The organism is Stenotrophomonas sp. YJH_SMC_105-26 (assembly GCF_059368915.1).
In genome coordinates, this window is the sequence record NZ_JCAFSD010000005.1 from 170,611 (window position 1) to 197,517 (window position 26,907).

Below are 26,907 nucleotides of genomic sequence, written 5' to 3' on the forward strand. Positions count from 1 at the left end.
TTTCCCCCGTAGGCGAACAACTGGAATGTCAGTGGACTTGCCGTTAGGCAGGTGACTGACATTTCAGCGGTTGCAACGGTGGCGGCGCACTTCAATCCGGCACGACAATCGCGCATTCCGGCAAATCCACGGCCGGAATCGGCAGCCGTTTATGCAGAAGCGGCAACATGATCGGCAAGCGGATGTGCAATTCCGGCACGAATGCCGCGAAAACCCTTGCGGGGCTTGGCTCAGGCCGGTTGGCCGATCTGCGCGGGCGCGCGTATCAGGGTATCGCGCGGCAGTTCGCCGAATACCTTGCGGTAATTGTCGGCGAAGCGCGAAAGATCCCACAGGCCGCAGCTGAGGGCGATGGCTTTCACCGAGCGACGGCTGGAATCGGCCATCGACAGGCTGCGGCAGGCCGCGCACAGGCGCAGCATGGAGAGATACCGGTTGGGCGAGGTTCCAAACAGGTCCTCGAACGCATAACGCAGGCCGCGCTCGCTGACCCCAGCCGCATCGCAGATTTCATTCATGTAGATATTGCGGCGCAGGTTGAGCCGCATGAAGTTCTCTGCCCGCTGTGCGATCAGATAATGCGTACGCCGTGCACGGCTGCAACCCGGGCGATCCGCCGCACCGGCACCCAGAAGGGCCTGCACATGCTCGTGCAGCAGGGTTTCAGTTTCTTCCGGCTGTAGGCCTGCACCCTGCCCCAGCTGCAGGTGCAGCTGCTGGTAGTGGCGTGCCAACGGCGTGCCTTCGCTGGCCAGATTGAACAGTGACAGTGCCTGGCCAGCGGGAGGCGTGCTGCGCAGGCTCAGTTCGGTCAGCTTGCGCTGCACCCGTGCCACCGGCAGCAGCATCAGGGTCATGTGCGTGCCTGGGCTCAGGGTGAACTCACTGATGCCTTCCGGCATGATCGTCAACGCCATCCCCGGCGTGAGCGGTACGCCATGGCACCAGCTCAGCGTCTCATCGGTGGCGTGCAGGTACCCGAGCATCGCCCAGTCCGGCGGCAGCATGAAACGGCCGCGGCAGTGGAAACCGCAGCTGATGCTGCAGAACAGGGCTTCCTCGTGCACGCGCGAAGCGAATGCCGCACGTGGCCCATTGCCATCGAGCAGCAGCAGTTCGACATCACAGACACGAAGCACGCCGCTCAGCGTGGCCAGGTCTATCGACCGCAGGCCGCTGTCGCCGCTGTCTCCTACCCCACCATCGACCATGACAGTGTTGTCCCCCGTTGATCCGCCATGCGATGCGGCCCCCACTGCCTGACAGGGCGCGCAGCGATCCAGAAACCACTTCCGTTGTCGTGCAGGCCGCATCGGCTCCGATGCGGCCAACCATGGAAATGCAACAGCTTGAATGCGAGTATGCCCGATAATCGGCGAAGGTAAACCCGCGGGCTGCAATGAAGAAAAAAGATACACAGATGAACAAAATGTCGGCGCCATTGGCACGGTCCTCGCATGCGCCGGAAAATGGAAATCACATAATCTGCACGACCATGAATCGTTTTGCCTTCGAAAGGATTCTCGTCACAGAAACGGCCTGAAAGTTTCAGCATCCCGGGGTTTCTGCCGAATTTGCATATAGGTTCCTGTTGCAGCCAACGTCCATTCAGGCAAAGTCGATAGCACGGTGATCCGGCCAACTGATCCGGCCGCACCCAGGGGGACAGCATGACCACGCACGCATCATTGGATGCCTCGACCACCGGCCCCGGGCCGAGCGGTCGCGACCGTGCGGCTGGCGGCCAGCCTGGAGACGATCACCCTGCTTGAGCACAGCGGGTCCATCCCGCCGTGCCTCCTCCGCCAGGACGCGCGGAGGCCCACGGACGATCCCGGCGGAGCCGGGCCACCGCCCAACGCAGGTGTACTGCATCCGCAGACAGGTAGAGGGAGACATTGGTCATGAAAGCATCGATCCGCAAATTCCTGAAGGAAGAAGACGGTGTCACCGCGCTCGAGTACGGGCTGCTGGCTGCCGTCATCGCTGGTGTCCTGATCGCGGTCGGCAACGACCAGATCAAGGGGTTCTTCGAAACGCTGTTCAAGAACCTCTCCGCACTGGCCACCAAGGCGTCGGGCTCGACGACCTGAGCGGCGACCGCGCGCGGCCGGCAGAGCCGCGACGGTGGGGCGCATGGAACCAGGCGAAGACCGTCCAGTGACGGACCACGGAGTGTGCGATGACACTGCTGGGATTGTTGGCCATCGGCGTATGCCTGCGGATCGCGATCAGTGATCTGTATGCCCGTCGGGTGCCCAACGCCTGGCTGATCGCCGCTTGCGTGATCGCCACCGTGGTGATCGTCTTCGGCCAGTTCAGTGCGCCGCGCCAGCCGTGGCTGCCCCACGTTGCCGGCGCGGCGCTCGGCCTGTTGGCGCTGCTGCCGTTCTATGCCCTGCGCTGGATGGGCGCCGGCGACGTGAAGTTCTTTGCCGTGCTGGGGCTGATGCTGGGCTGGCAGGCGCTGCTGCCGGTCTGGCTGGTTGCCAGCCTCGCCGCCGGGTTGCACGCCGTGCTGGTGCTGGCGGGCCGGCGCCTGGGCGTGTTGCTGCCCGGCCACCTGCAGATGCAGGTGAATCGCACCAGCACGCAATGGCACGCGCATCCGGCCCTGCGCGACATGCAGGCCGCACGCCAGGGACGACGTGGCATTCCCTATGCCGCCTACCTCGCACTCGCCGCCATCGGCTGGGTGCTGGCAAGCATCTACGGAGGTGCACCATGAACATCCGCAGCCCGCGCCAGCAACGCGGCGTCGCCAGCATCGAGTTCGCCCTGATGCTGATGCTCGGCCTGTTGCCGCTGCTGCTGTTCACCTTCTCCGGGGTGATGATCATGGCAGCGCAGCAGACCCTGGCCACCGCCTCGGCCGAAGGCGCGCGCGCCTCGCTGCGCTACGGCACGGCCGGCGAACGGCGCACCGCCGCCTGCGTCGCCGCACGCACCTCGATGCAATGGCTGCTGCAGTTCTCCAAGCAGAACGTGGACTGCAGCGCGGGGGGCAGCAATGCCATCGTGGTGTCCGCGCAGGCGCCCTGCGCCGGCCTGGCCACGGCCCAGTGCATGACCGTGACAGTCAGCTACGACTACGCCAGCCATCCCTTCCTGCCCGGCACCGCCACGCTCTACAAGTGGGTGATGCAGGCTCCCATCCGCAGCGTCGCGGTCGCCCAGCTCGATCTCGGCAGCGGCAACTGATGACCGGTATTTTGGAGACGGTTCCATGCTCAAGTTGACCCGCATCGCTGCCGTCGCCCTGATCGGCCTGGCCGTGCTGCTGGCGCTGATCGCCTTCATGATCGGGCGCAAACCGGCCGCACCGGTCACGGCCGCGCCGATCGCGCACAACGAAGTGCAGGCCATCACGGTGGTGGAAGCCGTGGCGCGCCTGCCCGCGGGCGAGCCGATCAGCGCCAACGACCTGCGCCTGGCCCAGCGCACCTCCCCCGTCGCCGGTGCCGCCACCAGCATCGCCGCCGTGGTCGGCAAGGTGCCGGTGCAGGACATCGCCGAAGGCAGCCCGATCAGCAGCAGCGCATTGGCACAGGGCTTCTCGCTGCAGCTGCGGCCGGGCGAGCGCGCACTGGCCGTGCCCGTGGACGAACTGGTTGGTGCCGGCAACCGCATCCTTCCCGGTGACTTCGTCGACGTCTTCCTCAACCTGCGCAATGCCCAGCCCAGCATCAACAGCCCCGCCGAAGCCGCGCAGACGCGCCTGCTGCTGTCGCGCCTGCGCGTGCTGAGCTATGGGCAGCAGGACATCGCGCCGGTCGCCTCGGAAGCCACCTCCAATAGCGAGGCCGACACCCGCAACGACCCGCGCGCGGCCGACATCACCGGCAGTGGCGGCAGCCACAGCAGCAATGAAGCCCCGCAACCCGCGCGCAGCGCGGTGCTGGCGGTACCGGTGGCCGACGCCAATCGACTGCTGCTGGGTGCGCAGCAGGGCAAGCTGTTCCTGGCGCTGCGCAATCCCGCTGATACGGGCCTGCCCGACCTCGCACTGTTCCCTCAGTCGCGCGGCGTGATCGATCCGCTGCGTGGGCTCGACGCAGAGCAGCAGCTGGCACTGCAGCGCCCGGAGAACCACGCCTTCGCCGGTATCGACGGCGACGCGCTGGCCGGCCGCGACAGTGCCCCGCCACGCAGCAACGCGGATGCACCCGCACGTGCGCCGGCGCCCCGTCGCAGCGCCCCGCGCGCTTCGGGTATCGAGATCATCCGTGGCGACAGTTCCGCCCCCCGTGGCTCCCTTTGACCTGCATCGAGCGCATCCATGACCGAACGTCGCCGCCGTCCACGCCTTTCTCCCCGCCAGCGGTGGCTGGCCCTGATGCTGGTGCTGCTGGCACCGGCAACGAGCGTGGCCGCCGATGACCTGGTGCTGCAGGCCCGTGAGCAGCGTCCCTGGAACCTGCCGGCCGACCTGGAACGGGTGGCCATTGCCGACCCCGGCGTTGCCGACATCGTGATGCTGCGCGGCCAGCGCCAGGCGCTGCTGGTGGGCAGGATGCCCGGCACCACCACCCTGCTGCTGTGGCACCGCAAGCAGGCCGAGCCGCAACGGGTGACAGTACGGGTGCAGAGCGCCGTACAGGGTGCGGCCAGCACCGGCGGCAACGATCTGGTGTTCACCCAGCAGGACCAGCAGGGCCTTTTGCAGGGAAGCACTGACAGCGTGCTCTCGCACATGCAGGAACAACGCACGGCGGCGATGGCACTGGGCAAGGAAGGTGCGCTTGCCGATACGTCCACCATCAGCAGCGGCGGTGTGGTCCAGGTCGAGGTCAAGGTGGTCGAGTTCAACAAGACCGCGATGAAGCAGATCGGCATCAACTTCCAGAACCGCAACGGCGGCTTCGCCTACGGCTTCGCGCGGCCCGGCACCGGGTTGCCGGGCAACACCGGCCTGCTGCCCGGCATGAAGGAAGGCAACAGCAGCAACGAGGCCGTCTCGCCGATTTCCTCGGCGTTCCGCCTTGTTTTCGGCTCGACCAAGGGGCTGTGGAACGCCGATGTCGAACTGCTGCAGGCCAATGGCATGGCCCGCGTACTGGCCGAGCCGACGCTGGTGGCGCTGTCCGGGCAGAGCGCCAGTTTCCTGGCCGGTGGCGAACTGCCGATCCTGGAACCGCAGGGGCTTGGCACCACCACCATCACCTACAAGCCGTTCGGCATCGGCCTGACCGTGACCCCGACCGTGCTGGCAGCGAACCGCATCGCGCTGAAGGTAGCGCCCGAAGCGAGCGACCTGGACTACAGCAATGCCATTGTGCTCAACAACGTGCAGATTCCCTCGATCACCACCCGCCGCGCCGACACCACCGTCGAGCTGGGTGATGGCGAGAGTTTCGTCATCGGGGGCCTGGTCAGCTCCAACATCGTCTCCAACGTCAGCAAGATTCCGCTGCTGGGCGACCTGCCGATCATCGGCTCGTTCTTCCGCAACTTCGATTACAAGCGCCAGGACAAGGAGCTGGTGATCATCGTCACCCCGCGCCTGGTGCAGCCACTGGCGCGCAACACCGAACTGCCGCTGCCCGGCGAGCGCGAAGCCAGGCCGCATCTCCCCGAGTGGGGTTCCTGGTTGCTGGGTCCGGTCAGCCAGGACCCGGTGCCCGGATTCTCGCGCTGACTCCATGATGCCTGCGATACCACGCCCATGCCCTACGCCACCGCCCAGCCGCTGCATCCGCAAGGACCGCCAATGAACCTGGTCCTGTACGGCATCGACCGCGAACTGCTGCCCCGGCTGGCCGCCAAGCTGCCGCCGAGCACCGCCCTGCATTGGCAGGACAGCAACGCCCCCACCTCCGCCCAGGACCTGCAACGCGGCCCGCAGAGCCTGGTGCTGCTCGACTTCCGGCCCGAGCATGCGGCCGCCTCGAGCGTGCTGGCGCAGCAGCTGCAGCAGACCCAACCGGACCTGCCGCTGGTGGCCGTGGGCGCCACCAGCGCCGGCCAGGTCGAAGGCGTGGTGATCGCGCTGCGCGCCGGCCTGCGCGATGTACTGGACCTGGACAGTGACGACGCAGGCATCGAGGCGGCCTTGCAGCGCGCCCTGTCTCCGCGCCCGGCAGCGGTTGCCCAGCACGCACACAAGGCACGCCTGATCGTGCTGCTGGGTGTGCGCGCCGGCGTCGGCACCAGCACCCTGGCCGCACATCTTTCGGTGCTGGCGCAGCAGACGCGCGCCCTGGCCCAGGGCGAAGCCGTGCAGCAGGACGGCCTGCTGATGGAGCTGGCGCAGCCCTCCGGCGACCTCGCGCTGTACCTCAATCTCGACAGCCGCTTCCACTACGAAGACGCGCTGCGCAATGCCAGCCGCATCGATGCCACCCTCGCCCGCACGGCCATGGCGCGCCATGACTCCGGGCTGGTGCTGCTGGATCGTGCCAGTGGCAGCGATGCCGTTCCGCCCTCGGATCCTGGCGCGCTGCTGCAGCGCCTGCGCGGCGTGTTCGCCAGCGTGCTGTGCGATGCCGGCGGCTGCCCGTTGCGGCAGCTTCCGCCCCTGTTGCTGGACCAGGCCGACGAGATCTGGCTGGTCACCGATGCCTCGATCGCCACGCTGGTTTCTCTGGACCAGGCCCTGAAGCACCTGGCGGGCCAGCGTGAGCGCGAGAAGCGCCTGCAACTGGTGATCAACCGCCACGATGACAGCAGCGGCATGAGCCCGGAACAGATCGCACGCCGCTTCGAAGTACCGCTGCTGGCGACGCTGCCCGAACGACCGCGCGTGCGCCTGGCCGCCAGCCAGGGACACCTGCTGCTGCAGGATGCCCCGCGCGACCCCTATCTGCGTGCCCTCGCCCCGCTCGTGTCGCGCCTGGATCCGGCCGCCTGCCCGGTCCAGCCGCATGGCCTGCGGGAAAGACTCTCCCTTGCCCTGGGTGGATCGCAATGGAAGACAAGGTAACCCCGTTCCCGCACGCCGTTGCCCGCCCGGTACTGCCCGAATCTGCCCCGGGCCACCTGCCGTTCGCGCAGACCGAGCAGTACCAGAAGGTGCTGTCGGCCGCGCATGAGCATCTGCTCAACAGCATCGAGGACGAGCGCATCGACATCGATTCCTGGGCCCCGGACACCATCGCCCGCTGGGTGCAGGTGCAGACCGTGGGCTTCATCCAGGAATGGCGCATCCCGATCAACGAAGAAGAGATGCAGGTCGTCGCCGAGGGACTGGTCAAGGAGCTGACCGGTTTCGGCCCGCTGGACGACCTGCTCCACGACCCCTCCATCGAAGACATCCTGATCAACGGCTTCAAGGACGTGCACGTTTCGCAGGGCGGACAGCTCAAGCGCGCCACCCAGCGCTTCACCGATGATACCCACCTGCTGCGCATCCTGCGCCGCATCCTCGCCCCGCTCGGCCGCCGGCTGGATGATTCCAATCCGATGGTCGACGCGCGCCTGCCCAACGGTGGCCGCCTCAACGCGATCATCTCGCCGCTGGCGGTGGACGGACCGATGGTGTCCATCCGCAAGTTCCGCAAGGACCCGTTCACCCCCGACGAACTGCTCGCCAAGGGCACCTTCGACGCACCGATGCAGGCACTGCTGAAGGCGATGGTGCTGGGGCGCTGCAACATCCTGGTCTCCGGCGGCACCAGCTCGGGCAAGACCTCGCTGCTCAATGCCCTGGCCAGCTACGTGCCGGCCGATGAGCGCGTCATCACCGTGGAGGACACCGCCGAGCTTTCGCTGAACCATCCGCACGTGGTGCGCCTGGAGAGCCGCATCGGCGGCGCCGAGGGCCAGGGCGCGGTCAGCATCCGCGACCTGGTGCGCAACAGCCTGCGCATGCGCCCGGACCGCATCGTGGTCGGCGAAGTGCGCGGCGCTGAAGTGCTGGAAATGCTGCAGGCGATGAACACCGGCCACGACGGATCGATGGCCACCATCCACGCCAACACGCCGCGCGACTGCCTGTACCGCATCGAGATGCTGGCCGGGTTTGCCGGCTTCCAGGGCAGCGAAGACAGCCTGCGCCGGCAGATCGCCAGCGCCATTGATTTCATCGTGCAGATCTCGCGACTGGGCAGCGGGCGCCGGGTGCTGGTCTCGATCACCGAGATCACCGGGGTCAGCGACAACCTGATCACCACCCAGGAGATGTTCCGCCACGAGGTGCAGATCGATGGCACCGGCCGCGAGACCGACCGCTGGATCGGCCTGGGCTTCCATCCGCATTCGCACAAGCTGGAGCCGTTCCGCCAGCAGCTGCGCGAATCACTCTACGGGGACTTCTGAACATGGGCACCGGCCTGCTGCTGGGCGTGTTGAGCATCATCTCGGTGCTGCTGGCGCTGGCCGTCTGGCTGTGGGGTACCGCCAGCAGCCGTGAACAGCGCCAGGCCTCGCTGCAGCACACCGAGCAGCAGCTGGCACGCGGCAGCACGGCCGGTGCGGCGCCGGCCGGGCCTGCCGTTGCGGCGGCGAACGATTCGGCCCGCCCCGCCAGCAGTGGGAGCCGCGCATTACCCTGGGATGGCGTCCTGCAGCGCGCCGGCCTGCAGCCGGGCTGGAAGCTGCCACTGATGCTGCTGGTACCGGGACTGGTGCTTGCGGTCGTGGCGGCGGTGCGGCTGGGCACGGCCTGGATGTTTCCGCTGACCCTTCTGCTGTACCTGCTGGGCTGCTGGCTGTGGGTGATGCGCCGGATCACGAGACTGCGCGCGCAGCTGCTGCACCAGATGCCGGACTTCCTCGACAACCTGGTCCGCCTCACCGCGCTGGGCAACAGCCTGCAGGCCGCGTTCCAGGTGTCTTCGATGCAGACCAGCGCGCCACTCCGCGGCCTGCTGGACACCACGGTGCGCTATGCGCGCAGCGGCATGGAGCTGGATCGTGCATTGAGCCTGGCCGCACAGCCGTACCGGATGGACGTGCTGAAGGTGCTGGCAGTGGTGATCGGGGTGAGCGTGCGCATCGGCGGGCGCGCCGACCAGATCCTGCAGCGCATGGGTGATTTCATGCGCGACCTGGAGCAGGCCCAGCAGGAGCTGGCCGCCACCACCTCGGAAACCCGCATGTCGGCCTGGGTATTGGGGCTGCTGCCACCGGCCAGTGCGGTGCTGATGGCGATCTCCAGCCCGGCGTTCTTCCAGCCGGTGCTGCATGACCCGCTCGGCCACAGGATCCTGCTGATCGCACTGGGCCTGGAACTGCTCGGGGCGTTGCTGCTGTACCGCCTGGCCAAATCGCTATGACCGCCCGCAGCTACCCGGGAGGTGCCCGATGAGCGCCAGCGCCTGGTTCGCCCTTTCGCTGCTGGTGCTGGCAGCGGGCGTCGCCCTGCTCGGCATTGCCGGCTGGGTGCGCAGCCATCGCGAGCACCGCACCTCGGCCGCGCTGAAGACCGCCCTGCAGCCGCGCGAGGAAGCCCGCGACACCGAGGCCACGCGCCGCGACTCGCTGGGCTGGCTCGAGCGCTTCGGGCGCTCGCTCAGTGGTGGCCGCTTGGAGGCCGCGCTGCTGGCCAACGAGGACAGGCTGCTGCTGGACCTGGCCGGCTGGAACACGCGCCGCGGCACCGCCATCTATCTCGGCCTGCGCCTGTTGCTTGCGCTGCTGGTGCTGGCGCTGGCGCTGGCGTTCAGCAGCGCGCACGGTCTGGCCAGGGTGATGGTGGTGATCGGTGCGCTGGCGGCCGGGCTGCTGCTGCCCAAGTTCGTGCTGTCGTCGTGGGTCAAGCGCCGCCGCCGCGCGGTCGAGAACGAACTGCCCTTGCTGATCGACCTGCTGCGCCTGCTGCAGGGCGTGGGCTTCAGCATGGACCAGAGCCTGCAGACGCTGGGCGACAAGCTGCGCGATGCGTTGCCGGTACTGGGCGGCGAACTGCAGGAAGCCAACGTGGCCTACACCCACGGCCGCACCCGCGCGCAGTCACTGCGGCGCTTGAGCGAGGTCTACGCCGATGACGACCTGGCCAGCCTGATGCAGCTGATCCTGCAGGTGCATGCGCACGGCGGCGCCGTGCAGGAACCGCTGCGCCAGTTCAGCATCCGCCTGCGCGAGCAGCGCCGCAACACGTTGAAGGAAAAGGTCGGCAAGCTCTCGGTGAAGATGACCGTGGTGATGATGCTGACCCTGTTGCCGGCACTGATGCTGGTGCTTGCCGGTCCAGCGCTGGTCGCGCTGGCCACCACCATGTCCAAGATGGGATCGCCCTGATGCCTGCCCTGCGCACCTCCTGCCTGCTGCTTGCCGTCGCCCTCGCCACCCTGGCCAGTGGCTGCGCATCGACCACGCCGAAGTACGTGCGGTCGCCCAGCCTTGCGCCGCCGGAGCCCGATCCGCAGGACAGCCGCAACACCTATCTGGAGCTGATCGAGCGCATGCAGCAGCAGGGCGCCTGGTATGCCTCGCTCGCCCACGTGGAGGCCTTCCGCCAACGCTATGGTGATCGCCCCGCCCTGCGCCTGCTGCAGGCCGACGCCCTGCGCGAGACTGGCCAGAGCGACGCAGCGGTCGCGCTGTATCGCGAGCTGTCCAGCGGGCCGCAGGCCGCTGCGGCCGCCCACGGCCTGGGCCTGATCGCTGCACGCCGCGATGACGACGCCGGCAGCGAACAGGCGCTGGCGCGCGCCACGCAACTGCAGCCCTTGAACACCGACTACCTGGGCGACCTGGGTTATGCGCGGCTGCGCGCCGGCCAGTTCGACCAGGCGCGCGAGCCGCTGGCCAAGGCCCTGGAACTGTCGCCAGGCAACGCCAAGGCCACGGCCAATCTCGCACTGTGGGCGCTCCTGCGCGGCGACCAGGCCACCGCGGAGCGCCTGGCGGCACAGGCCAACCTCAACGACGAAACGCGCCGCAGCATCCAGCAGCAGGCCCAGCAGATCCGCACGCGCCTGCAGCAGCGGCAGGCGGCGGCCGCCGTCAACGCCCCTGCGCCTGCGTCCGCGGCCAGCAGCGAACACGGCGCCCGTGCGTCGGGCAGCACCCGGCTGGCAGCCGAACCACGCCGCGAAGCACGTGACGAGCGCGATCCGCAGCGCCTGCCACCGTCGATGCTGGAACGCTTCAGCACCACCGAACACCCGACCGGAAGCACACCATGACTGCGATGCGCCTGACCCGACGCCTGTTGCCCGTGCTGTCCTGCCTGCTTGCTGCCGGTGCCGTGCAGGCCCAGCAACAGCCATTGACCGGACAGATGCTAGGTGGCCCCTTGCCGTCGGCACCGGCCGCAGCACCGATGCAGGCCGAGCCGCTTCCCACCGTGGAGCTGGCCGCACCCGCCGCATCCGCGGCGGTGGCAGCGGTGCCACCGGCACTCCCCGCAACCGACGGTGCCCCGCCGGCAACACCGCGTGCGCGCCTGCAGAGCGGCGAAGCCACCCGCAACCTGTTCCGCCTGCAGGCGTCGGGACAGCAGGCCGGCCAGCGCCTGCCGATCCTGGGCGACCAGGCCACCCTGAGTTATGCGCGTTACCTGAAGAGCTTTGAACACGAGATCCCGGACTTCTTTGAGACCGATGTTGCCCGGTCCAAGGATGCCTCCTCCTCCGGACGCTGAGGTAGGCCATGAAACGCCCACGCCAGTTCAGTTTCGGCCGCGCACGCGGCGGCATGTCGGTCACCATGATGCTGGTCATGCTGGCCTTGCTGGCGATGCTGGGCCTGATCGAGATCGGCTATCTGTTCTGGGCCAAGCGCGATGCGCAGAAGGTTGCCGATCTGGCCGCACTGGCCGGCGCGCAGCGACTGGAGTTGTGCAGCGCGGACAACAGCGACAACAGCGCCGCCCGGCAAAGCGCACTGGCCCAGAACAGGTTCGCAGGCACCTTGCAGGTCCGCTGCGGCAACTGGAGTGCCAGCCGCGGTACCAGCAACCGTTTCGTCACCAGCGTTGATGCCAGCAACCCGCGCAATGCGGTGCAGGTGATCGCCGAGCGCAGCGTGCTGCCCTTCTTCGGCCAGAACACCAGCCTGCCGACCGTCAGCGTGCAGGCGGTCGCCCGCCGCTCGGAGCCCACGGCGGTGTTCGCGGTGGGCTCGCAGCTGCTGCGCACCAATGGCGATTCCGTACTGCTGTCGACCCTGCGCCTGGTCGGCCTGGATGTCAGCAATGCCACGGTGCTGTCCTATGACGGTCTGGCGCAGGCCAACGTCACCCCATCCGGCCTGCTGAAGGCACTCAACATCCCGGTGAGCGCCAACCTCAGCGTGGCCGATTTCAACCGCCTGCTGTCGGTCAACAAGATCTCGCTGGCGCAACTGGTCGATGCCACCGCCACCGTGGTCGGCCGTGACTCGACGGTGGGCGTGCAGCTGCGCGCCCTGTCCGACCTGGTCGCCACCCAGCTGGACATCAACAAGCTCAACATCGTGCTCGGCAGCCAGGCCGGCGGCGGCGGGCTGTTCGCGGAAGTTGTCTCACCCGACGGCACCGTCGGCAGCGCACTGGAATCGAAGATCAACGTGCTCAACCTGATCAGCACCGCCATCTCCATCGCCAACGATGGCAACGGCGTGACGATCAAGGGGCTGGACCTGCTGGGCATCAACATCCAGGGCGGCGTGGTCGAGCCGCCGTCGATCGCCATCGGCGGCGTCGGCACCCGCGCCTACAATGCGCAGGTGCGGCTGATGGTGGACGTGGACAGCAACAACCTGTTCGCGCTTGGGCCGCTGCTGAACCTGCTCGGCACGCGCCTGCACCTGCCGCTGCACGTCGACGTGGCCAACGGCATGGGTACCCTGACCGGCATCCAGTGCGGCGGCAGTCCCCCCAAGGCCACCATCCAGGTCGATTCATCGGTGCTGCGTGCCTGCGTCGGCAACGTCGACCCCGCACAGCGATTCTCCAAGGCCAATGTCTGCGACGCCACGCTGCAGAACGAACAGCTGTTGAAGCTGCTGGGCCAGCCGCTGATCAACGACAGGATCACCCTGCCCGCCCTCACCGGCTCACAGAACCTGACCCTGGCTGCGGGCGAGACCGGCTCGACCCGGATCAATCCGCTCGCGATCGGTGACGCAGTGTCGAGCCTGGTCAACGAGCTGCTGCGGGTGCTGTCGGGCATGCTCAGCTCGCCCAAGCAGGGCATGAGTGCCAACGACACGGCCAAGGCGCTGGCCGATCGTTACCTGCAGGCGGCCTTTCCCACTGGCGGACGCTACAACGTCGACCAGGTCATCCCGCTGCTGCGCGATGGCGATCCGGCACGCAACCTCGCCCCGCTGGGCAACTGGACGGTGAAGAATGGCGTCCCCAAGCCCTGCCTGCTGGGCCTGACCACCTGCTGGGAGGACGGTTCGGTGTGGACCGGTTACAGGACGACCGTCACCGGCCAGGGCCTGGGCCTGCTCGATGGCCTGCTCGGCTCGCTGGTCGGCGGCCTGCTGATCAACCGCTGCGACAGCCTGCTCGGCAACCTGATCGACTACAACGGCTGCGTACGCAACAACCTGGCGTCGTACATCCAGACCGCGCCGGCGGGTTTCCTCGATGGCGCCAGTGGCAGCGGCGTCGCCAACCCGGACGGAAGCGTCAGCTGCAGCGGCCTGCTGTGCACCGTGCTGAAGCCGATCCTGGCCGCACTGCGACCGGTGCTCAACAGTGTCGGCACTCTGCTGACCAACCTGCTGGCCAGCGTGCTGGGCCTGGAACTGGGCCGGACCGACGTCAACGTGCAGTCGATCCATTGCAGCGCGGCACAGCTGGTCTATTGAAATCGCGCCGTGACCGCCGCCCTTGGCGGCGCCCGCGCCCATGCTAGACTCCCGGCGGGGAACCACCTTCATCTCAACCCACACTCATCCGTGGATGGTCTAGACATGCGAGAAACTTCAGGGGGCGCGGTCTTCGCCCGGCACGCGCGCAACGCAGCAGTGCTGGCCGTGGCCATGATGCTGGTGGCACCGGCGGCGATGGCCGCGCGTGGCGACCGCGAGGCTGCAGCCGAACCGGCGCGCAGCGCGCCGGTGGTGCGCAATACCGTGGACGAGCTCAAGCAGTTGATGGATTCGCGCCAGCTGACCGAGCTGCGCACCACCTACAACGGCAACTACGGCGCCAGCCTGCTGTTCAACGCCAATACCCTGACCTACTACGTCGCCCTGTTCCAGGAGAAGAACTTCTGGCGGGTGATCAAGACCGATGCGGTGGACAACGCCGAACGTGTCTACCGCACCTTCGCGCAGCAGTCCGAGCAGCTGGCCCAGGTCTACATCGACACCACCCGCCTGGAAGCCGGCAAGCGCTACACCGAGCGCCTGGTGGCCTACAACGAAGAACGCCTGCGCACCCTGCAGCAGGAAATGGAACAGCAGCAGGCACAGTCGGCGCAGGTCAGCGCCGCCCTGCAGCAGGCCCAGCAGCAGGCAGTCAGCCTCAGCACCGATGTGCAGAGCACCAACAGCCAGCTGGACGCCCTGCAGCGCCGCATCCAGATCCTGCAGGCCGAACAGGGCAACCCGGAGTTGAGCCTGCCCAAGCCGGACAGCGTGCCCTCGCCGGCACCGGCCGCCACCAGCGACGGCCGCTGAGAGCTGCACTCACGGCATTGCACACGACGGCGCCCCAGGGCGCCGTTGTTGTTTTCGGCGCTTCAGTGCACCACTTCACTGGCAGGCGTCGTAGACCGCGTCATCCAGCTGCCGGCGCTGCACGAAATCCAACCGCCGACGTTTGAGCAGCGCCTGTCCGCGCTGGCGGCGCACACGCTCGCAGGCCGCCGCATCCGTACTGATCGTGATCAATGCGCCCTGCGCCCGGACGGCACGACGCGGGCGACGCGACGGCTTCGATGGCGTGACTGCGGGAACCACCGCCCCACGGGACAATGACTGCTCCGCCGGGACATCCCAGCGCCACGCCGCCCGGCCCTGGCAGGGTGTCTGCTGGTAGACCGGATGCGGTCCATCCACGCATTTGTAGACATTGGTCTGAGCCGGCGCGGCCATCGGCAACAGCAGGCACAACAGCAGGGACCATCGCGTGGCGGGCATCCGGGCATTCCACAGGCGGGCTGCGGACATCCTCGGCGCGCGACTCGGGTCCCGCCAGAGCGATATGCGTCACATCCTCTGCAATCCAGCACAGCGGTGCAAGTCCGTCGCCGGCACCTGCGCTGTACTGCCGAAGGCACCGGCAGCCTGCCGGTGCCTTCCCTCCCTTCCGCCAAGGAACCTGCAATGAGCAACTTCGTCACCGTCGCCGACGGCGCCCGCATCTTCTACAAGGATTGGGGCAACGGCCAGCCGATCGTGTTCGCCCACGGCTGGCCGCTGTCGTCCGATGCCTGGGACCCGCAGATGCTGTTCATGGGCCAGAACGGTTACCGCGTGATCGCCCACGACCGCCGCAGCCACGGCCGTTCCAGCCAGACCTGGGACGGCAACAACATGGACACCTACGCCGACGATCTGGCTGCAGTGATCGAGGCGCTGGACCTGAAGGACGCGATCCTGGTCGGCCATTCCACCGGCGGCGGCGAAGTGGCCCACTACATCGGCCGCCACGGCAGCACGCGCGTGGCCAAGGTGGTGCTGGTCGGCGCCGTGCCGCCGCTGATGCTCAAGACCGCCGGCAACCCGGCCGGCACCCCGCTGGAGGTCTTCGACGGCATCCGCAAGGGCACCGGCGGCGACCGTTCGCAGTTCTTCAAGGACCTGACCACCCCGTTCTTCGGCGCCAACCGCGATGGCAACACGGTCACCCAGGGCATGCGTGATGCGTTCTGGCTGCAGGGCATGCTCGGTGGCGTCAAGGGCCAGTACGACTGCGTGCACGAATTCTCGGAAGTGGATTACACCGAAGACCTGAAGAAGATCGACGTGCCGGCACTGGTCGTGCACGGTGATGACGACCAGATCGTCCCGTTCGATGCCTCGGCCAAGCTCTCCTCGCAGATCATCAAGAATGCCGAACTGAAGGTATACGCCGGTGCCCCGCACGGCCTGACCATCACCCACGCCGAGCAGTTCAACGCCGACCTGTTGGCGTTCGCGCGCAGTTGATGCGCCGCGGCGGCACTGTAACGGTGCCGCCGCCCCTTCGATCGCAAAAAGGGGACGGAGGGGATTAAGTCGTTTGTGCACAAACGACTTAATCCCCTCCGTCCCCTTTTTTTGTCAGATGTCGTTGTGGTGATGCGGCACAGCGGCAGGCAGCGGGTCATGCCCACCCACGAAGTGGCGCACCACCGGCGCACGCTCACCCCGATGCAATCCGCGCAGCACTTCCTGGATCGCCCTGTCGTCGGCGGTGATGCGTTCGTGCTGGCGCAGGTGCTCCAGCCACGACGGGGTCACGAAATACTCCAGGTGGATGCCCGGGGTGGCCACATCCTCGACCACGCCCCAGACCACGGCGCCATCGCGGCGGCGGATGGTGCCCAGTGCGCGCATCTGCGCCTGGAACGCGGCGCGATCAGCATCGTCAATGCGGTACTCGATGGTCACCAGCACCGGGCCTCGATCATTGGATACCGGTACCGACAGTTCGGGGGCTGGCCAGTGCCCCGCCGGACGCAGGTTCAGGTCTTCGGTGCCGGCGATGCGCACGCGCCACACCAGCAACCCGCCGATGACCGCACCCGCGGCAGCCACCAGCAGGGCCAGCTCCGGTGAGGTGCGCTGAGCCAGTGCGCCCCAGCTCAGGCCGCCGGCGGCCATGCCGGCAGAGAACACCATGATGTACAGCGCCAGCGCACGCGCACGCACCCACGCCGGCACTGCGGTCTGCGCCGCGATCTGCAGCGACGACAGCACGGTGATCCACGCAAAGCCATTGACCAGCATCACCAGCGGCAGCACGTACCAGCTTCGGGTCAGCGCCAGCCCGACCAGGCTCATGGCCAGCGACAGGGTCGCCAGCAGTACCAGCAGGTCGCGATCCAGCTGCGCGCGCAGCTTCGGCAGCAGCAGCGCCCCCCCCACCGCACCGATGCCGATGCAGCCGAGCAGCATGCCGTATTGGCCCGCCCCGCCCTGCATCTGCCCACGCACCACCACCGGCAGCAACGCATTCATCGCTGCGGCGAAGAAGAAGAAGCCGACCGACTTGATCAGCACCGCCTGCAACCGCCCGGCGCGGCTCGCATAGCGCAGGCCCGCTTTCAGGCCCGCACCGAAGCCTTCCGGCGGCAGGCTGGACTGCTTCGGGTCGCGCTTCCAGCCCCACACCACGAACAGCATTGCGGCGAAGGTGATGGCGTTGAAGCCGAAGGCCCAGACCGCACCGAGCTGGGCGACGATCACGCCGCCGATGGCCGGGCCGATCGAGCGCGCGATGTTGATGCCGATCGAGTTCAGCGCCACCGCCGAGGCCAGCATCGGCTGCGGCACCAGTTCGGACACGATGGCGGCCTGCGCCGGCATCGCCATCGCCGCACCGCAGCCCATGCAGAAGGTCAGCAGCACCAGCAGCTGCGGGGTCAGCATGTCCATTGCGGTCAGCGCCGCCATCACGGCGGCGACCAGCAGCATCCAACCCTGCGTGGCCAGCAGGTACCTGCGGCGATCAACGATGTCGGCCAGGGTTCCGGCGGCCAGTGCCAGCAGCACGATCGGCACGGTGGTGGCCGACTGCACCAGGGCCACCATCAACGGCGAGCCGGTACGTTCGGCCATCACCCAGGCGGCGGCCACGTCATTGACCCAGGTGCCGATGTTGCTGGCCAGGATCGCCAGCCAGATCGAGCGGAACATCTGGATCTTCAGTGGGGACCAGGCGCCTGCGGCCTGTACGGGGGGTTGCGACGCGGTTGCGTTCACCATTGCCATGCTCCAACGATCGAGGCGAACAGCGTGTCCCGGCCGCCGGCCTGCTTCAGTGCAGGCCCGGCATCGACCCAGGCCAGCTGCAGCTGCCATTGCCAGTGTTCGCTGGCCTGCCAGCGGGTTTCGGATTTGTACTGCGTGCCGATGCGGCGCGCGCCGCCGGCGCTGCCCGGCAACGCCACCAGCGGTGCCGGCGTGGTGTAGACCGCATCGGCGCGACGATGCTTCCAGGCCATCTGTACGCCCAGTTCCGTGGTCACCGCGTCGTGCAGGCGCAGTGTCAGGGTCGGCTGGACGTCCATCAGGTTGGCCGGGGCCAGCAGGCTGGCCTCGCTGAAATAGGCCGATTTCGGGAACAAGGCATTGAAGGTGCCCAGGCGGCCGTCGTGCAGATTGCCATCGCCACTGGCGATGTCGGCCTTCAGCCCCAGACGCGGCTGCAGCGGCAGGTCCGTCCAGCGCCACCCCGTATCGGTGGCCAGCGTCCAGGCGTGGATAGCGAGCGTGCCGGCGGTCGTTCGCAGTGCACCGCCCTGCGCCACCAGCTCGCTGTTCCAGTCCAGTGCACCAGCCTGGCCGAACCAGCGCGCGCCCAGGGTCTGCCGACGTTCGGTGCCGCTGCCGGCGGCAAAGCGCGCGCCGTCGCGACGGTAGTCAAGCAGGTACAGATCCCACTGTCCCGCGCCCCGCCCGCGTGCCGTGGTGGCATAGGCACCCCACAGGTGGGCGCCGTGTTCGCCGCGATCATCGAGGGCACCCGGTCGGTTCTCCAGCGGACGCAGCGCCATCAGTTCAAGCGTGCCGGATCTACCCTTCCAACCCACGCGCGCACCGTCGAACGCCAGGCGGATGTTCGGCCCATCGCGCACCGACAACAGCCGCGAGCTGCCATAGCCGGCTTCCTGTCGGCCGAGTTGCAGATGGAAGCCACCGCGCTGCCAGCGCCAGTACGCCTGCTGCACGTCCAGCGCGCTGCGGTCGGTGCGGCCGGGTCCACCTGCCTTGCCATTCTCGGCATGCACGCCCAGCTGCACCCGTGCCTGCCAGTTGTCCTCGACATACGTGGCCGACGCCAGTGCACGCAGCAGACCGTAGCCGTCTTCACTGCCGCCGATACCGAACCGGGCCGGGTCGTAGTACATCCCCCTGAAGCGCAGCGAGGCGTCCCATTGCAGTTGCCCGCCGCCCATGTCGGTGCAGCGGCCGGTGTCACAGGCCAGCGCCATCCATGGCATGGCCAGCAGCGCCAGGCTCAGAACGCGAAGCACGAGCATCCCATCGCACCCCAGAAGGCGCTCAGGTCGTCGGTGGGCGCCGCATGCTGCGCGGCATGGCCGTGAGCACCATGCGTACTGCAGGGCACACCGTGATGGTGGCGATGCGCGGCGGCCAATCCGGTGGCGGCACCGCCAACGTGGTAGCCACCGAAGCGGTTGACCGGCGACCAGTCCGGCATCGCCGGCGGCAGCTGCGGCGCCAGGCCGGCGTAGTCGCCGTCGGCGTGCACGATGCGGCCGCCGACCACGGTCAGCAGGCTGGTGATGTCGGCGATCTGCGCGTCATCAACGCGGAAGAAGTCGGCCGAGAGCAGGATGAAGTCGGCCAGCTGGCCCACCTTCAGCGTGCCCTTCACCGCTTCGTCGCCGGAGAACCAGGCGCTGCCCTGGGTCCACAGGCGCAGCGCCTGTTCGCGCTCGAGCAGGTTCTCATCGCCATACAGGGCCAGCCCGCCCACGGTGCGCCCGGTCACCAGCCAGGACAACGCCACCCACGGGTTGTAGCTGGCCACGCGGGTGGCATCGGTACCGGCACCGACCGGCACGCCTTCGGCCAGCATGCGCTTGACCGGCGGCGTGTGCCGCGCCGCCTGCACACCATAGCGCTCGACGAAGGCTTCGCCCTGGTAGGCCATGCGGTGCTGCACGGCGATGCCGCCGCCCAGCGCGCGGATGCGTTCGATGTTGCGCGGGGTGATGGTCTCGGCGTGGTCGATGAACCAGTGCAGGCCATCGAACGGCACCTCGCGGTTGACCTGTTCGTACACATCGAGGATGCGGGTGATGCTCTCGTCATAGGTGGCGTGGATGCGGAACGGCCAACGCTTCTCGACCAGCAGTTTCACCACATCGTGCAGTTCCGGTTCCAGCTCAGGCGGCAGTTCCGGGCGCGGCTCGTTGAACAGCTCGAAGTCGGCCGCGGAGAACACCAGCATTTCGCCAGCGCCGTTGTGGCGCAGCAGGTCATCGCCCTGGCGCGGCTGCAGTATCTCGCTCCAGCCGCGGAAGTCGTCCACTTCCTTGCCCTTGTTCTGGGTGAACAGGTTGTAGGCGATGCGCACCGTCAGCTGGTCATCGCGATGCAGCTGCTCGATGACCTGGTAGTCCTCGGGGTAGTTCTGGAAACCACCGCCAGCGTCGATCACCGAGGTGATGCCGAGCCGGTTCAGTTCGCGCATGAAGTGGCGCGTCGAGTTCGCCTGGTACTCGATCGGCAGGCGTGGCCCCTTGGCCAGCGTCGCATACAGGATCAGCGCGTTGGGCTTGGCCAGCAGCAGCCCGGTCGGGTTGCCCAGCGAGTCACGCACGATCTGCCCGCCCGGTGGATCCGGCGTGTCCTTGCTGTAGCCGCAGGCGCGCAGCGCGGCGCGGTTGAGCAGCGCGCGGTCATACAGGTGCAGCAGGAACACCGGCGTATCCGGCGCAATGTCGTTGAGCTCCTGCAGCGTCGGCAGGCGCTTCTCGTTGAACTGTGCGGCAGTGAAGCCACCGACCACGCGCACCCACTGCGGTGCCGGGGTGCGGTCGACCTGGGCCTTCAACATGTCCAGCGCGTCGCCCAGCGAGCGCAAACCGTCCCAGCGCAGCTCCAGGTTGTAGTTCAGGCCACCGCGGATCAGGTGGGTATGGCTGTCGTTTAGGCCGGGCAGCAGGCGCCGGCCCTGCGCATCGATCAGGGTCGCTTCATTGCCCCAGCCGCGCATGATCTCCTCATCGCTGCCGACAGCGACGATGCGGCCCTCCTGCACGGCCAGTGCCTGCGCGTGCGGCTGCTGCGGGTCGAGTGTGGTGATGCGGGCATTGCGGATGACCAGCGTGCTCATGCGACGCTCCTTGGAAGTGGAATCGAGTGCGGCAGCGGCGCGACCGGCCAGGCCGAGCGCAACCGCGGCACCGCTGGCCAGCACCACGTTGCGGCGGCCGTGGTCGGGGGGATCGTGACTCATGCGAAAGCTCCCGGAAGACGTTGGCCGTCCAGCGCCCAGGCCCCCGGCCCGGCCAGGGCGATGGCCAGCAGCACCGTGGCCCACATCAGCGGGTACTCACTGCCGCCGCGCATCCAGAACCAGCCCCTGGGCAAGGCCAACAGGACGGTGAAGCCGATGAAGGCAGCGGCGGCAAGCGCGGCGATGCGGGTCTGCCAGCCCAGCAGCACGGCCAGCCCGGACAGCACCTGCAGCAGGGACAACAGCAGGGGCAACGGCGCCACTGCCGGCAGCCCGAAACCGCGCAGCTCGGTGGCGAAGCCGGCCAGCCCCGGTCCGCCGAACCAGCCAAACAGCTTGCCCAGCGCGTGCGGCAGCAGGAAGCCGCCTGCCGCCACCCGCAGCATCAGCAGGGCCAGGTCGAGGCCGTGGCCGGCCAGCATGCTCAGTGCCCGCCTTCCTGCGCGCCGAACATGCGCTTGGCGTACTGGATGCCGATGCCATAGCCGCCGGCGTGGTCGCGGGCGATGCCGGTGGTCAGGTCGTAGGTTTCACCGCGTGCCCAGTCACGCTGCAGTTCAAGCAGGTACTGCACGCTGGTCATCGGCACCGCGCCGGCCTGCACCATGCGGGTGATCGCACGCTCGTGCGCTTCTTCGCTGACATCGCCACAAGCGTCGGTGATCACGTGGACCTCGAAGCCCTGCGCCAGCGCCGACAGCGCCGGACCCACGATGCAGACACTGGTCCACAGGCCGGCAAGAACCAGCCGGCGCTTGCCGATGCGGTTGATCTCATCGATTACCGGCTGGTCTTCCCAGGTATTCATCGAAGTGCGGTCGAACACCGGCTGGCCCGGGAAGATCTGCGGCAGTTCCGGGAACATCGGGCCGGAGAATGACGTCTCGGCCACCGTGGTCAACACGACCGGCACGTTGAACCCCTTGGCCCCCTTGCTGATCAGCGACACGTTGTTGCGCAGCGCGGAGATGTCGATCGTGTGGGTAGCAAATGCCATCTGCGACTGGAAGTCGATCAGCACCAGGGCATGGTCGGTGGGCGACAGCAGGGCCGGGGCGGGCGTGGCGGTGGCAAGGCTCATGGGTGGACTCCGTGGGAAACATGATCAGGGGGAAGCAGCAGGGCCGCATCGCCGGCCCGATACTGGCCGGGGCTGCAGCCGGTCTCGGCGCGGAAGCTGCGGACGAAATGGCTCTGGTCGAAGAAGCCCAGCTGCTGGGCCAGGCACGCCATCGGCAGCTGCGCGCTGGGCAGCAGTTGGCAGGCACGCTGGATGCGGCGGCGGCGCACGTAGCGCAGCGGGCTGGCACCGGTGCCGCTACGGAACAGGCGCACCAGGTGGAAGCGGCTGACACAGGCAGCCTGCGCCAGCTCTGTCACCCGCAGCGGCTGCGACAGGTGCTCATCGACATAGCGCAGGGCGCGCTGCAGTGCGGCAGCCTGCTGCGGGGCAAGCGGGGTGGCGGACGGATCGGACGGACTGACGGTGGCCATGCGGGGCGCCGCGAGGGGGTGGCCCATGGTGCGTGGCCGGCGCACGATGCCCTACCCCCGTCGGTCGAGGCCGGCACCTACCCGAATGGGGGAGGCCGACGGCCGAGCAGGCGGCGCCCGAACAAGCGCGCATCCACCGAGTAGGCGCCCGGCCCCAGCATCAGCAGCGCCGCAGGCAACGCCACCAGCGGCCAGGGTGCCTGCTGCGCGAACATGGTCGCGGCTGCCATCAGGGTCGCCAGCGGCGTCAACACGCCCAGCACGAGCATGGCCGCCGCCAGCCCGCACAGCACCGCCCCCCAACCAGCATGCGTGCCAGGCGCGCACAGCGCGGCGGCCAGGCACAGCCGCAGCCACAGCAGGCCGATGCCCGGACCGCGATCAGGGAACATCACGAACAGGCGCTGCATGGCCGGGCTCCAGGGGTCATGCCGGCGTGATAGCCGACCACGGCGGCCACTGCCTACCCCGTTCGGGTCACCCCGGACTGCCCCGCACCTGCCAGAATGCGCGCCATGCGTGGCCGCCCCTTCCCGTTGCAACGTCACCTGCGGACGCTGCTGACCTGCCTGCTGCTGTTGACCGCCCTGCCCGCCCTTGCCGTGCAGCGCCCGCCGGTGAGCGGCGGGTTGCCCGATTACGAGCACACGGCCTGGCGCGTCGGCCAGGGCGCCCCCGGTGACATCTGGGACATCACCCAGGACCGCGATGGCCTGTTGTGGCTGGCCACCGGCTCAGGGCTGTACCGCTTCGACGGTCGTCGCTTTGAACGCCAGGCCGCTCCCGCGGGCAGCCATTTCCCGTCCACCAACATGGTCACCCTTGCGCGGGGCCGCGACGATGCACTGTGGATCGGCTACTTCCAGGCCGGCATCAGTCAGTTTGCGCGCGGCCAGCTGCACAACTACGGCCGCGACCAGGGCGTGCCGGTGGGTGTGGTGCCACACTTCAGCCAGGACCGTGACGGCCGGCTGTGGGCCGCGATCAATGGTGGACTACGCCAGTTCACTGGCCAACGCTGGCAGCCGCTGCCCGCTGGCATGGGGGTGCCGGAACATCGCGTGCAATGGCTGCTGCACGACAGCCGCGGCACCTTCTGGGTACTGGCCGACCTGAAGATCTGGGTGCGCGCGGCCGGCCAGGCGGCCTTCAAGGACACCGGCATCGCCGTTTCGCAGATGGCGACGCTGGCCGAAAGTCCGCAGGGGGAAGTGTGGCTGGCCGACCGCGTGCGCGGTACGTCGCCGCTGGCCAACGCACGAGGCCTGCTGCCGGACAGCGAGCGCGAGGCACGGCGGTTGCCGGAGCTGGTGGCGGCGCGCCTGCAGTTCACTGCCGATGGCGCGCTGTGGGCAACGATGAGCCCGCATGGCGGTGTCGCCCGGGTCACCTTCGATGGCGACCGCGCCATACGCATGGAGCGCTTCGATTCGCCGCACGGGCTGACCGCCACCTCGGCCGTGCCGATCATCGTTGATCGCGAAGGCAATCTCTGGGTCGGCACCAATCTCGGCCTCAACCGCTTCCGCGCGCGCAGCGTGCACACGCTGGCGGTTGGTCCCAGTGATCCCTACCGCTCGCTGGTGCGGGCCAGCGATGGCCATGTGTATGGCTATGGCGAAGACCTCAAGCTCTACGACCTCGAGCGCACCCTGCTCGATGGCAGCGCCACGCAGCTGCAGGCCGCCGCGCGCCAGGCCGCTGCCCCGATCTGGCAGTTCGACTGGGTCAACCTTGCGCGCACCGTGGCCGGCCGCACCACGCGGATTCCGCTGCCTGCGCCGTTCACCGGGCAACCACTGCATGCCCTGCTGTTCCCCGACGACGAACAGGCCTGGGTCTGCACCGGCGAACGGGGGGTGCTGCACTACCAGCAGGGCCAGTGGCAACGCGAACGCCGCCTGCCCGAACAGGCCTGCTCGTCACTGGCGCTGGATGCCAACGGCCAGCTGCTGCTCGGCTATGCAGACGGCCGGCTGCGCCGCATGGGGGCGACGCAGATCGAAACCTTCGACGCCAGCCACGGCCTGTCGGTCGGGCCGATCACGGCGGTACTCGATCATCAGGACCTCCTGCTGGTAGCCGGCGAGGCCGGATTGGCCGTGCGCCCGGGCAATGGCCGGTTCGTTCAGGTGAGCACCGACATGGCCGGCGTCATGGAAGGCATCACCGGCATGGTGGCCGATGCGAATGGCTACCTCTGGCTCAATGGCAGTCGTGGCCTGGTCCGGCTCGGGAGCGATCAGCTGCGGCGCGCACTGCGCAGCCCGCAGCCGGTGACGCCCCGCCTGTTCGATGCGGTGGATGGCATGCCGGGCATCGCCCTGCAGAGCGGACCGATCTCCACCACCGCGCTGGCCAGCGATGGCCTGTTGTGGCTGGCCACCAACCAGGGCCTGGCCTGGCTGGACACCACCCGCTCGCACGTCAACACCATGGCGCCCAGCGTGCGCATCGGCGACGTGCTGTATGGCAGTGAACACCAGCCACTGCGCGACGGCCTGCGCCTTCCGGCCGGCACCAGCCAATTGCAGATCGATTACGTGGCGCTGTCGTTGGCGCGCCCGGAGCGCAACCGCTACCGCTATCGCCTGTCCGGGGTCGACGACGGCTGGCAGGATGCCGGCAGCAGCACGCGCGCGTATTACACCAACCTCGCACCGGGCAATTACCGGTTCGAGGTGGAAGCCGCCAACGAAGACGGCATCTGGAGCACTGCACCCGCCAGCCGCACCTTCCGCATCGCCCCCACCTTCATGCAGACCCTGTGGTTCAAGCTGCTGTGCGCCGCCGCGGTGCTTGCGCTGCTGGTCCTGGCGGTGCGCATCCGCAGCGGGCAGCTGGCTGCACTGTTCCGTGCGCGCCTGCAGGAACGCCATGGCGAACGCGAACGCATTGCCCGCGACCTGCACGACACGCTGCTGCAGGGCAGCCAGGGCCTGATCCTGCGGCTGCACGCGATCAGCCAGTCGCCGCAGACCCCGGACAGGGTGCGCGGCCAGCTGGAATCGGCGATGCAGCTGGCCGAACGCAACCTGGCCGAGGGCCGGGAGCGGGTCAACGCACTGCGCGACGGTCCTTTCGCGGGCCGCGACCTCGCTTCGGCGCTGGCCGATGTTCACGCCGAATACGCCGGGCACGGCACCAATCCGCTGCGCCTGACTGTGGAAGGCGCAACACCACCGCTGCAGGCCGATGCCGCCGAGGAGGTGTTCCTGATCGGCCGCGAGGCCATCCGCAATGCACTGCGCCACGCCAATGCCAGCGCCATCGAGGTAGAGCTGTCCTACGGCGCGCGGTGCTTCCTGCTGCACGTGCGCGACGATGGCGTCGGCATCGCCGACGAAAATGCCGGGCATGGCCATTGGGGCCTGCAGGGCATGCGTGAGCGCGCGCAGCGCCTCGGCGCGGAGCTGCGGCTGTGGACCCGCCCCGGGCTGGGCACTGAAGTCGCGCTGGCGGTTCCCGCCCGTCGCCTGTATCACCGCCGCCCATCGCGTTGGCGCTGGCCCTGGAGTAGAAGCCACCATGACTGAGTCCCCTGCCCCGATCGGCGTGCTGGTGGTCGACGACCACCCGCTGCTGCGTGACGGCCTGGCCGCGCTGCTGGGCGCCCATTCCGACCTGCGCCTGCTCGGCGAGGCCGCCGATGGCGAGGAAGCCATCGAGCGCTATCAGCAGCTGCAGCCGGACGTGGTGCTGATGGACCTGCAGATGCCACGCCTGGATGGTGTGGAAGCCATCGTGCGGATCCGCGCGATGGACCCGCGTGCGCGCATCATCGTGCTGACCACCTATCGCGGTGACGTGCGTGCGGTACGGGCGCTGCAGGCCGGCGCCAGTGCGTACCTGTTGAAGGACATGCTGCGCCACGAGCTGGTCGATACGATCCGCATGGTCGCTGGCGGCCGGCGCGCACCGATACCACCGGCAGTCGCTGCGAGCATTGCCGCACATGTGGTGGAGGACCGGTTGTCGCCGCGCGAGACCGAGGTGCTGCGGCATGTGGCCGGTGGCCTGTCGAACAAGCGCATCGGCGAGCGCATGCAGATTTCCGAGCAGACGGTGAAGGCACACATGAAGAGCCTGATGGACAAGCTCGGGGTGGGTGATCGCACGCACGCGGTGACCCAGGCGCTGCGGCGCGGCATCATCAGCCTGGACGACAGCGGTCACGACTAGGGGGTTGTTCGGCAGGGCTTGCAGCCCTGCACCCGCTACGCGCTGGAGCAACAGCAACAGCAACAGCATGGATTCCGTGGGATGGCGGGGCGGTGTCGGACTGCGGGGACGCTGCAAGTACGTCCCTGCAAGCTTGGCAGCCGCATCCATGCGGCTGACACCCCGCACTCCGACACCGCCCCACCTCTGACGGATTCCGATGGCGTTTGGTAGGTGTCGACCTTGGTCGACACTTCTGTCAGATATCGAAATCAATCAGGGGTCAGATC

At 68.1% G+C, this 26,907-nt stretch carries 25 protein-coding genes; 16 read left to right on the plus strand and 9 right to left on the minus strand.

Going from position 1 to position 26,907, the window contains the following annotated elements:
* Positions 1-230: 230 nt before the first annotated feature.
* Positions 231-1,211, minus strand: a complete 981-nt coding sequence (locus AC5P7F_RS13725) for an AraC family transcriptional regulator (RefSeq protein WP_481462524.1) — start codon at positions 1,209-1,211, stop codon at positions 231-233.
* A 693-nt stretch (positions 1,212-1,904) separates the two neighbouring features.
* Here AC5P7F_RS13725 and AC5P7F_RS13730 point away from each other — a divergent pair.
* From AC5P7F_RS13730 to AC5P7F_RS13790, 13 genes are all read left to right on the plus strand, one after another.
* Positions 1,905-2,093 carry a Flp family type IVb pilin gene (locus tag AC5P7F_RS13730; protein WP_164077798.1) on the plus strand — a complete coding sequence of 63 codons (189 nt, stop codon included), beginning with the start codon at positions 1,905-1,907 and terminating at the stop codon, positions 2,091-2,093.
* 89 nt (positions 2,094-2,182) lie between these two features.
* Positions 2,183-2,728, plus strand: coding sequence for an A24 family peptidase (locus tag AC5P7F_RS13735; protein ID WP_046431106.1), 546 nt, complete (start codon positions 2,183-2,185; stop codon positions 2,726-2,728).
* Complete coding sequence (locus tag AC5P7F_RS13740) at positions 2,725-3,201, plus strand: TadE/TadG family type IV pilus assembly protein (protein ID WP_164077797.1); 477 nt, start codon at positions 2,725-2,727, stop codon at positions 3,199-3,201. Before AC5P7F_RS13735 ends, AC5P7F_RS13740 begins: the two co-directional genes overlap by 4 nt.
* 25 nt (positions 3,202-3,226) lie before the next feature.
* A complete protein-coding gene (cpaB, locus tag AC5P7F_RS13745) occupies positions 3,227-4,261 on the plus strand; it encodes a Flp pilus assembly protein CpaB (RefSeq protein ID WP_164077796.1) in 1,035 nt (344 codons plus the stop codon).
* 18 nt (positions 4,262-4,279) lie between these two features.
* Positions 4,280-5,638, plus strand: a complete 1,359-nt coding sequence (locus tag AC5P7F_RS13750) for a type II and III secretion system protein family protein (RefSeq protein ID WP_049440895.1) — start codon at positions 4,280-4,282, stop codon at positions 5,636-5,638.
* A 27-nt stretch (positions 5,639-5,665) separates the two neighbouring features.
* Positions 5,666-6,922 (plus strand): CpaE/TadZ family protein, encoded by a 1,257-nt coding sequence (locus AC5P7F_RS13755; RefSeq protein ID WP_481462523.1) that lies wholly within the window; start codon positions 5,666-5,668, stop codon positions 6,920-6,922.
* On the plus strand, positions 6,907-8,256 hold the full coding sequence (locus AC5P7F_RS13760) for a TadA family conjugal transfer-associated ATPase (protein ID WP_014647459.1): 1,350 nt from the start codon (positions 6,907-6,909) through the stop codon (positions 8,254-8,256). Before AC5P7F_RS13755 ends, AC5P7F_RS13760 begins: the two co-directional genes overlap by 16 nt.
* 2 nt (positions 8,257-8,258) lie before the next feature.
* The gene (locus AC5P7F_RS13765) at positions 8,259-9,215 is read left to right on the plus strand and encodes a type II secretion system F family protein (RefSeq protein WP_164077795.1); all 957 of its coding nucleotides are present in this window, start codon (positions 8,259-8,261) and stop codon (positions 9,213-9,215) included.
* A 28-nt stretch (positions 9,216-9,243) separates the two neighbouring features.
* Positions 9,244-10,179: a type II secretion system F family protein gene (locus tag AC5P7F_RS13770; RefSeq protein ID WP_014647461.1), complete on the plus strand. Its 936-nt coding sequence runs from the start codon at positions 9,244-9,246 to the stop codon at positions 10,177-10,179.
* Positions 10,179-11,069 carry a tetratricopeptide repeat protein gene (locus AC5P7F_RS13775; protein WP_164077794.1) on the plus strand — a complete coding sequence of 297 codons (891 nt, stop codon included), beginning with the start codon at positions 10,179-10,181 and terminating at the stop codon, positions 11,067-11,069. Before AC5P7F_RS13770 ends, AC5P7F_RS13775 begins: the two co-directional genes overlap by 1 nt.
* Complete coding sequence (locus tag AC5P7F_RS13780; RefSeq protein ID WP_049440896.1) at positions 11,066-11,527, plus strand: DUF3613 domain-containing protein; 462 nt, start codon at positions 11,066-11,068, stop codon at positions 11,525-11,527. The genes AC5P7F_RS13775 and AC5P7F_RS13780 overlap by 4 nt, the downstream gene beginning before the upstream one ends.
* A gap of 8 nt (positions 11,528-11,535) precedes the next feature.
* Positions 11,536-13,686, plus strand: a complete 2,151-nt coding sequence (locus AC5P7F_RS13785) for a TadG family pilus assembly protein (RefSeq protein WP_164077793.1) — start codon at positions 11,536-11,538, stop codon at positions 13,684-13,686.
* Between the two features lie 105 nt (positions 13,687-13,791).
* The gene (locus AC5P7F_RS13790) at positions 13,792-14,502 is read left to right on the plus strand and encodes a DUF2968 domain-containing protein (RefSeq protein ID WP_014647465.1); all 711 of its coding nucleotides are present in this window, start codon (positions 13,792-13,794) and stop codon (positions 14,500-14,502) included.
* Positions 14,503-14,577: 75 nt separating this feature from the next.
* Here AC5P7F_RS13790 and AC5P7F_RS13795 read toward each other — a convergent pair whose 3' ends face one another.
* A complete protein-coding gene (locus tag AC5P7F_RS13795; RefSeq protein ID WP_014647466.1) occupies positions 14,578-14,964 on the minus strand; it encodes a hypothetical protein in 387 nt (128 codons plus the stop codon).
* A 186-nt stretch (positions 14,965-15,150) separates the two neighbouring features.
* Between AC5P7F_RS13795 and AC5P7F_RS13800 the strand changes: the two genes are divergently transcribed.
* Positions 15,151-15,975, plus strand: coding sequence for an alpha/beta fold hydrolase (locus AC5P7F_RS13800; RefSeq protein WP_014647467.1), 825 nt, complete (start codon positions 15,151-15,153; stop codon positions 15,973-15,975).
* A 114-nt stretch (positions 15,976-16,089) separates the two neighbouring features.
* Here AC5P7F_RS13800 and AC5P7F_RS13805 read toward each other — a convergent pair whose 3' ends face one another.
* From AC5P7F_RS13805 to AC5P7F_RS13835, 7 genes are all read right to left on the minus strand, one after another.
* Entirely contained in the window at positions 16,090-17,736 is a 1,647-nt protein-coding gene (locus AC5P7F_RS13805; protein ID WP_197602807.1) for an MFS transporter, read from the minus strand.
* Positions 17,730-19,013, minus strand: a complete 1,284-nt coding sequence (locus AC5P7F_RS13810) for an alginate export family protein (RefSeq protein WP_164077985.1) — start codon at positions 19,011-19,013, stop codon at positions 17,730-17,732. The genes AC5P7F_RS13805 and AC5P7F_RS13810 overlap by 7 nt, the downstream gene beginning before the upstream one ends.
* A complete protein-coding gene (locus tag AC5P7F_RS13815) occupies positions 18,992-20,839 on the minus strand; it encodes an amidohydrolase family protein (protein WP_197602811.1) in 1,848 nt (615 codons plus the stop codon). Before AC5P7F_RS13815 ends, AC5P7F_RS13810 begins: the two co-directional genes overlap by 22 nt.
* Positions 20,840-20,958: 119 nt before the next feature.
* Entirely contained in the window at positions 20,959-21,384 is a 426-nt protein-coding gene (locus tag AC5P7F_RS13820) for a DoxX family protein (RefSeq protein WP_014647471.1), read from the minus strand.
* Positions 21,385-21,386: 2 nt separating this feature from the next.
* A complete protein-coding gene (locus AC5P7F_RS13825) occupies positions 21,387-22,043 on the minus strand; it encodes a hydrolase (RefSeq protein ID WP_014647472.1) in 657 nt (218 codons plus the stop codon).
* Entirely contained in the window at positions 22,040-22,456 is a 417-nt protein-coding gene (locus AC5P7F_RS13830; protein ID WP_049407118.1) for a helix-turn-helix transcriptional regulator, read from the minus strand. The genes AC5P7F_RS13825 and AC5P7F_RS13830 overlap by 4 nt, the downstream gene beginning before the upstream one ends.
* Before the next feature lie 77 nt (positions 22,457-22,533).
* Positions 22,534-22,866 (minus strand): hypothetical protein, encoded by a 333-nt coding sequence (locus tag AC5P7F_RS13835; protein ID WP_046431144.1) that lies wholly within the window; start codon positions 22,864-22,866, stop codon positions 22,534-22,536.
* 96 nt (positions 22,867-22,962) lie between these two features.
* On the opposite strand from AC5P7F_RS13835, the gene AC5P7F_RS13840 reads away from it, so the two are divergent.
* Both AC5P7F_RS13840 and AC5P7F_RS13845 read left to right on the plus strand, forming a co-directional pair.
* Entirely contained in the window at positions 22,963-25,992 is a 3,030-nt protein-coding gene (locus AC5P7F_RS13840) for a two-component regulator propeller domain-containing protein (protein WP_164077983.1), read from the plus strand.
* Positions 25,985-26,638, plus strand: coding sequence for a response regulator (locus AC5P7F_RS13845; protein ID WP_014647476.1), 654 nt, complete (start codon positions 25,985-25,987; stop codon positions 26,636-26,638). The genes AC5P7F_RS13840 and AC5P7F_RS13845 overlap by 8 nt, the downstream gene beginning before the upstream one ends.
* Positions 26,639-26,907: the final 269 nt, after the last annotated feature.

Coding starts and splice junctions, on each gene's coding strand:
- AC5P7F_RS13825 (WP_014647472.1), bottom strand. CDS start 22,043: ATGAGCCTTGCCACCGCCACGCCCGCCCCGGCCCTGCTGTCGCCCACC.
- AC5P7F_RS13725 (WP_481462524.1), bottom strand. CDS start 1,211: ATGGTCGATGGTGGGGTAGGAGACAGCGGCGACAGCGGCCTGCGGTCG.
- AC5P7F_RS13830 (WP_049407118.1), bottom strand. CDS start 22,456: ATGGCCACCGTCAGTCCGTCCGATCCGTCCGCCACCCCGCTTGCCCCG.
- AC5P7F_RS13810 (WP_164077985.1), bottom strand. CDS start 19,013: ATGCTCGTGCTTCGCGTTCTGAGCCTGGCGCTGCTGGCCATGCCATGG.
- AC5P7F_RS13730 (WP_164077798.1), top strand. CDS start 1,905: ATGAAAGCATCGATCCGCAAATTCCTGAAGGAAGAAGACGGTGTCACC.
- AC5P7F_RS13790 (WP_014647465.1), top strand. CDS start 13,792: ATGCGAGAAACTTCAGGGGGCGCGGTCTTCGCCCGGCACGCGCGCAAC.
- AC5P7F_RS13845 (WP_014647476.1), top strand. CDS start 25,985: ATGACTGAGTCCCCTGCCCCGATCGGCGTGCTGGTGGTCGACGACCAC.
- AC5P7F_RS13735 (WP_046431106.1), top strand. CDS start 2,183: ATGACACTGCTGGGATTGTTGGCCATCGGCGTATGCCTGCGGATCGCG.
- AC5P7F_RS13765 (WP_164077795.1), top strand. CDS start 8,259: ATGGGCACCGGCCTGCTGCTGGGCGTGTTGAGCATCATCTCGGTGCTG.
- AC5P7F_RS13815 (WP_197602811.1), bottom strand. CDS start 20,839: ATGAGCACGCTGGTCATCCGCAATGCCCGCATCACCACACTCGACCCG.
- AC5P7F_RS13755 (WP_481462523.1), top strand. CDS start 5,666: ATGCCCTACGCCACCGCCCAGCCGCTGCATCCGCAAGGACCGCCAATG.
- AC5P7F_RS13770 (WP_014647461.1), top strand. CDS start 9,244: ATGAGCGCCAGCGCCTGGTTCGCCCTTTCGCTGCTGGTGCTGGCAGCG.
- AC5P7F_RS13820 (WP_014647471.1), bottom strand. CDS start 21,384: ATGCTGGCCGGCCACGGCCTCGACCTGGCCCTGCTGATGCTGCGGGTG.
- AC5P7F_RS13750 (WP_049440895.1), top strand. CDS start 4,280: ATGACCGAACGTCGCCGCCGTCCACGCCTTTCTCCCCGCCAGCGGTGG.
- AC5P7F_RS13780 (WP_049440896.1), top strand. CDS start 11,066: ATGACTGCGATGCGCCTGACCCGACGCCTGTTGCCCGTGCTGTCCTGC.
- AC5P7F_RS13840 (WP_164077983.1), top strand. CDS start 22,963: ATGCGCGCCATGCGTGGCCGCCCCTTCCCGTTGCAACGTCACCTGCGG.
- AC5P7F_RS13835 (WP_046431144.1), bottom strand. CDS start 22,866: ATGCAGCGCCTGTTCGTGATGTTCCCTGATCGCGGTCCGGGCATCGGC.
- AC5P7F_RS13760 (WP_014647459.1), top strand. CDS start 6,907: ATGGAAGACAAGGTAACCCCGTTCCCGCACGCCGTTGCCCGCCCGGTA.
- AC5P7F_RS13740 (WP_164077797.1), top strand. CDS start 2,725: ATGAACATCCGCAGCCCGCGCCAGCAACGCGGCGTCGCCAGCATCGAG.
- AC5P7F_RS13775 (WP_164077794.1), top strand. CDS start 10,179: ATGCCTGCCCTGCGCACCTCCTGCCTGCTGCTTGCCGTCGCCCTCGCC.
- AC5P7F_RS13800 (WP_014647467.1), top strand. CDS start 15,151: ATGAGCAACTTCGTCACCGTCGCCGACGGCGCCCGCATCTTCTACAAG.
- AC5P7F_RS13785 (WP_164077793.1), top strand. CDS start 11,536: ATGAAACGCCCACGCCAGTTCAGTTTCGGCCGCGCACGCGGCGGCATG.
- AC5P7F_RS13805 (WP_197602807.1), bottom strand. CDS start 17,736: ATGGTGAACGCAACCGCGTCGCAACCCCCCGTACAGGCCGCAGGCGCC.
- AC5P7F_RS13795 (WP_014647466.1), bottom strand. CDS start 14,964: ATGCCCGCCACGCGATGGTCCCTGCTGTTGTGCCTGCTGTTGCCGATG.
- cpaB (WP_164077796.1), top strand. CDS start 3,227: ATGCTCAAGTTGACCCGCATCGCTGCCGTCGCCCTGATCGGCCTGGCC.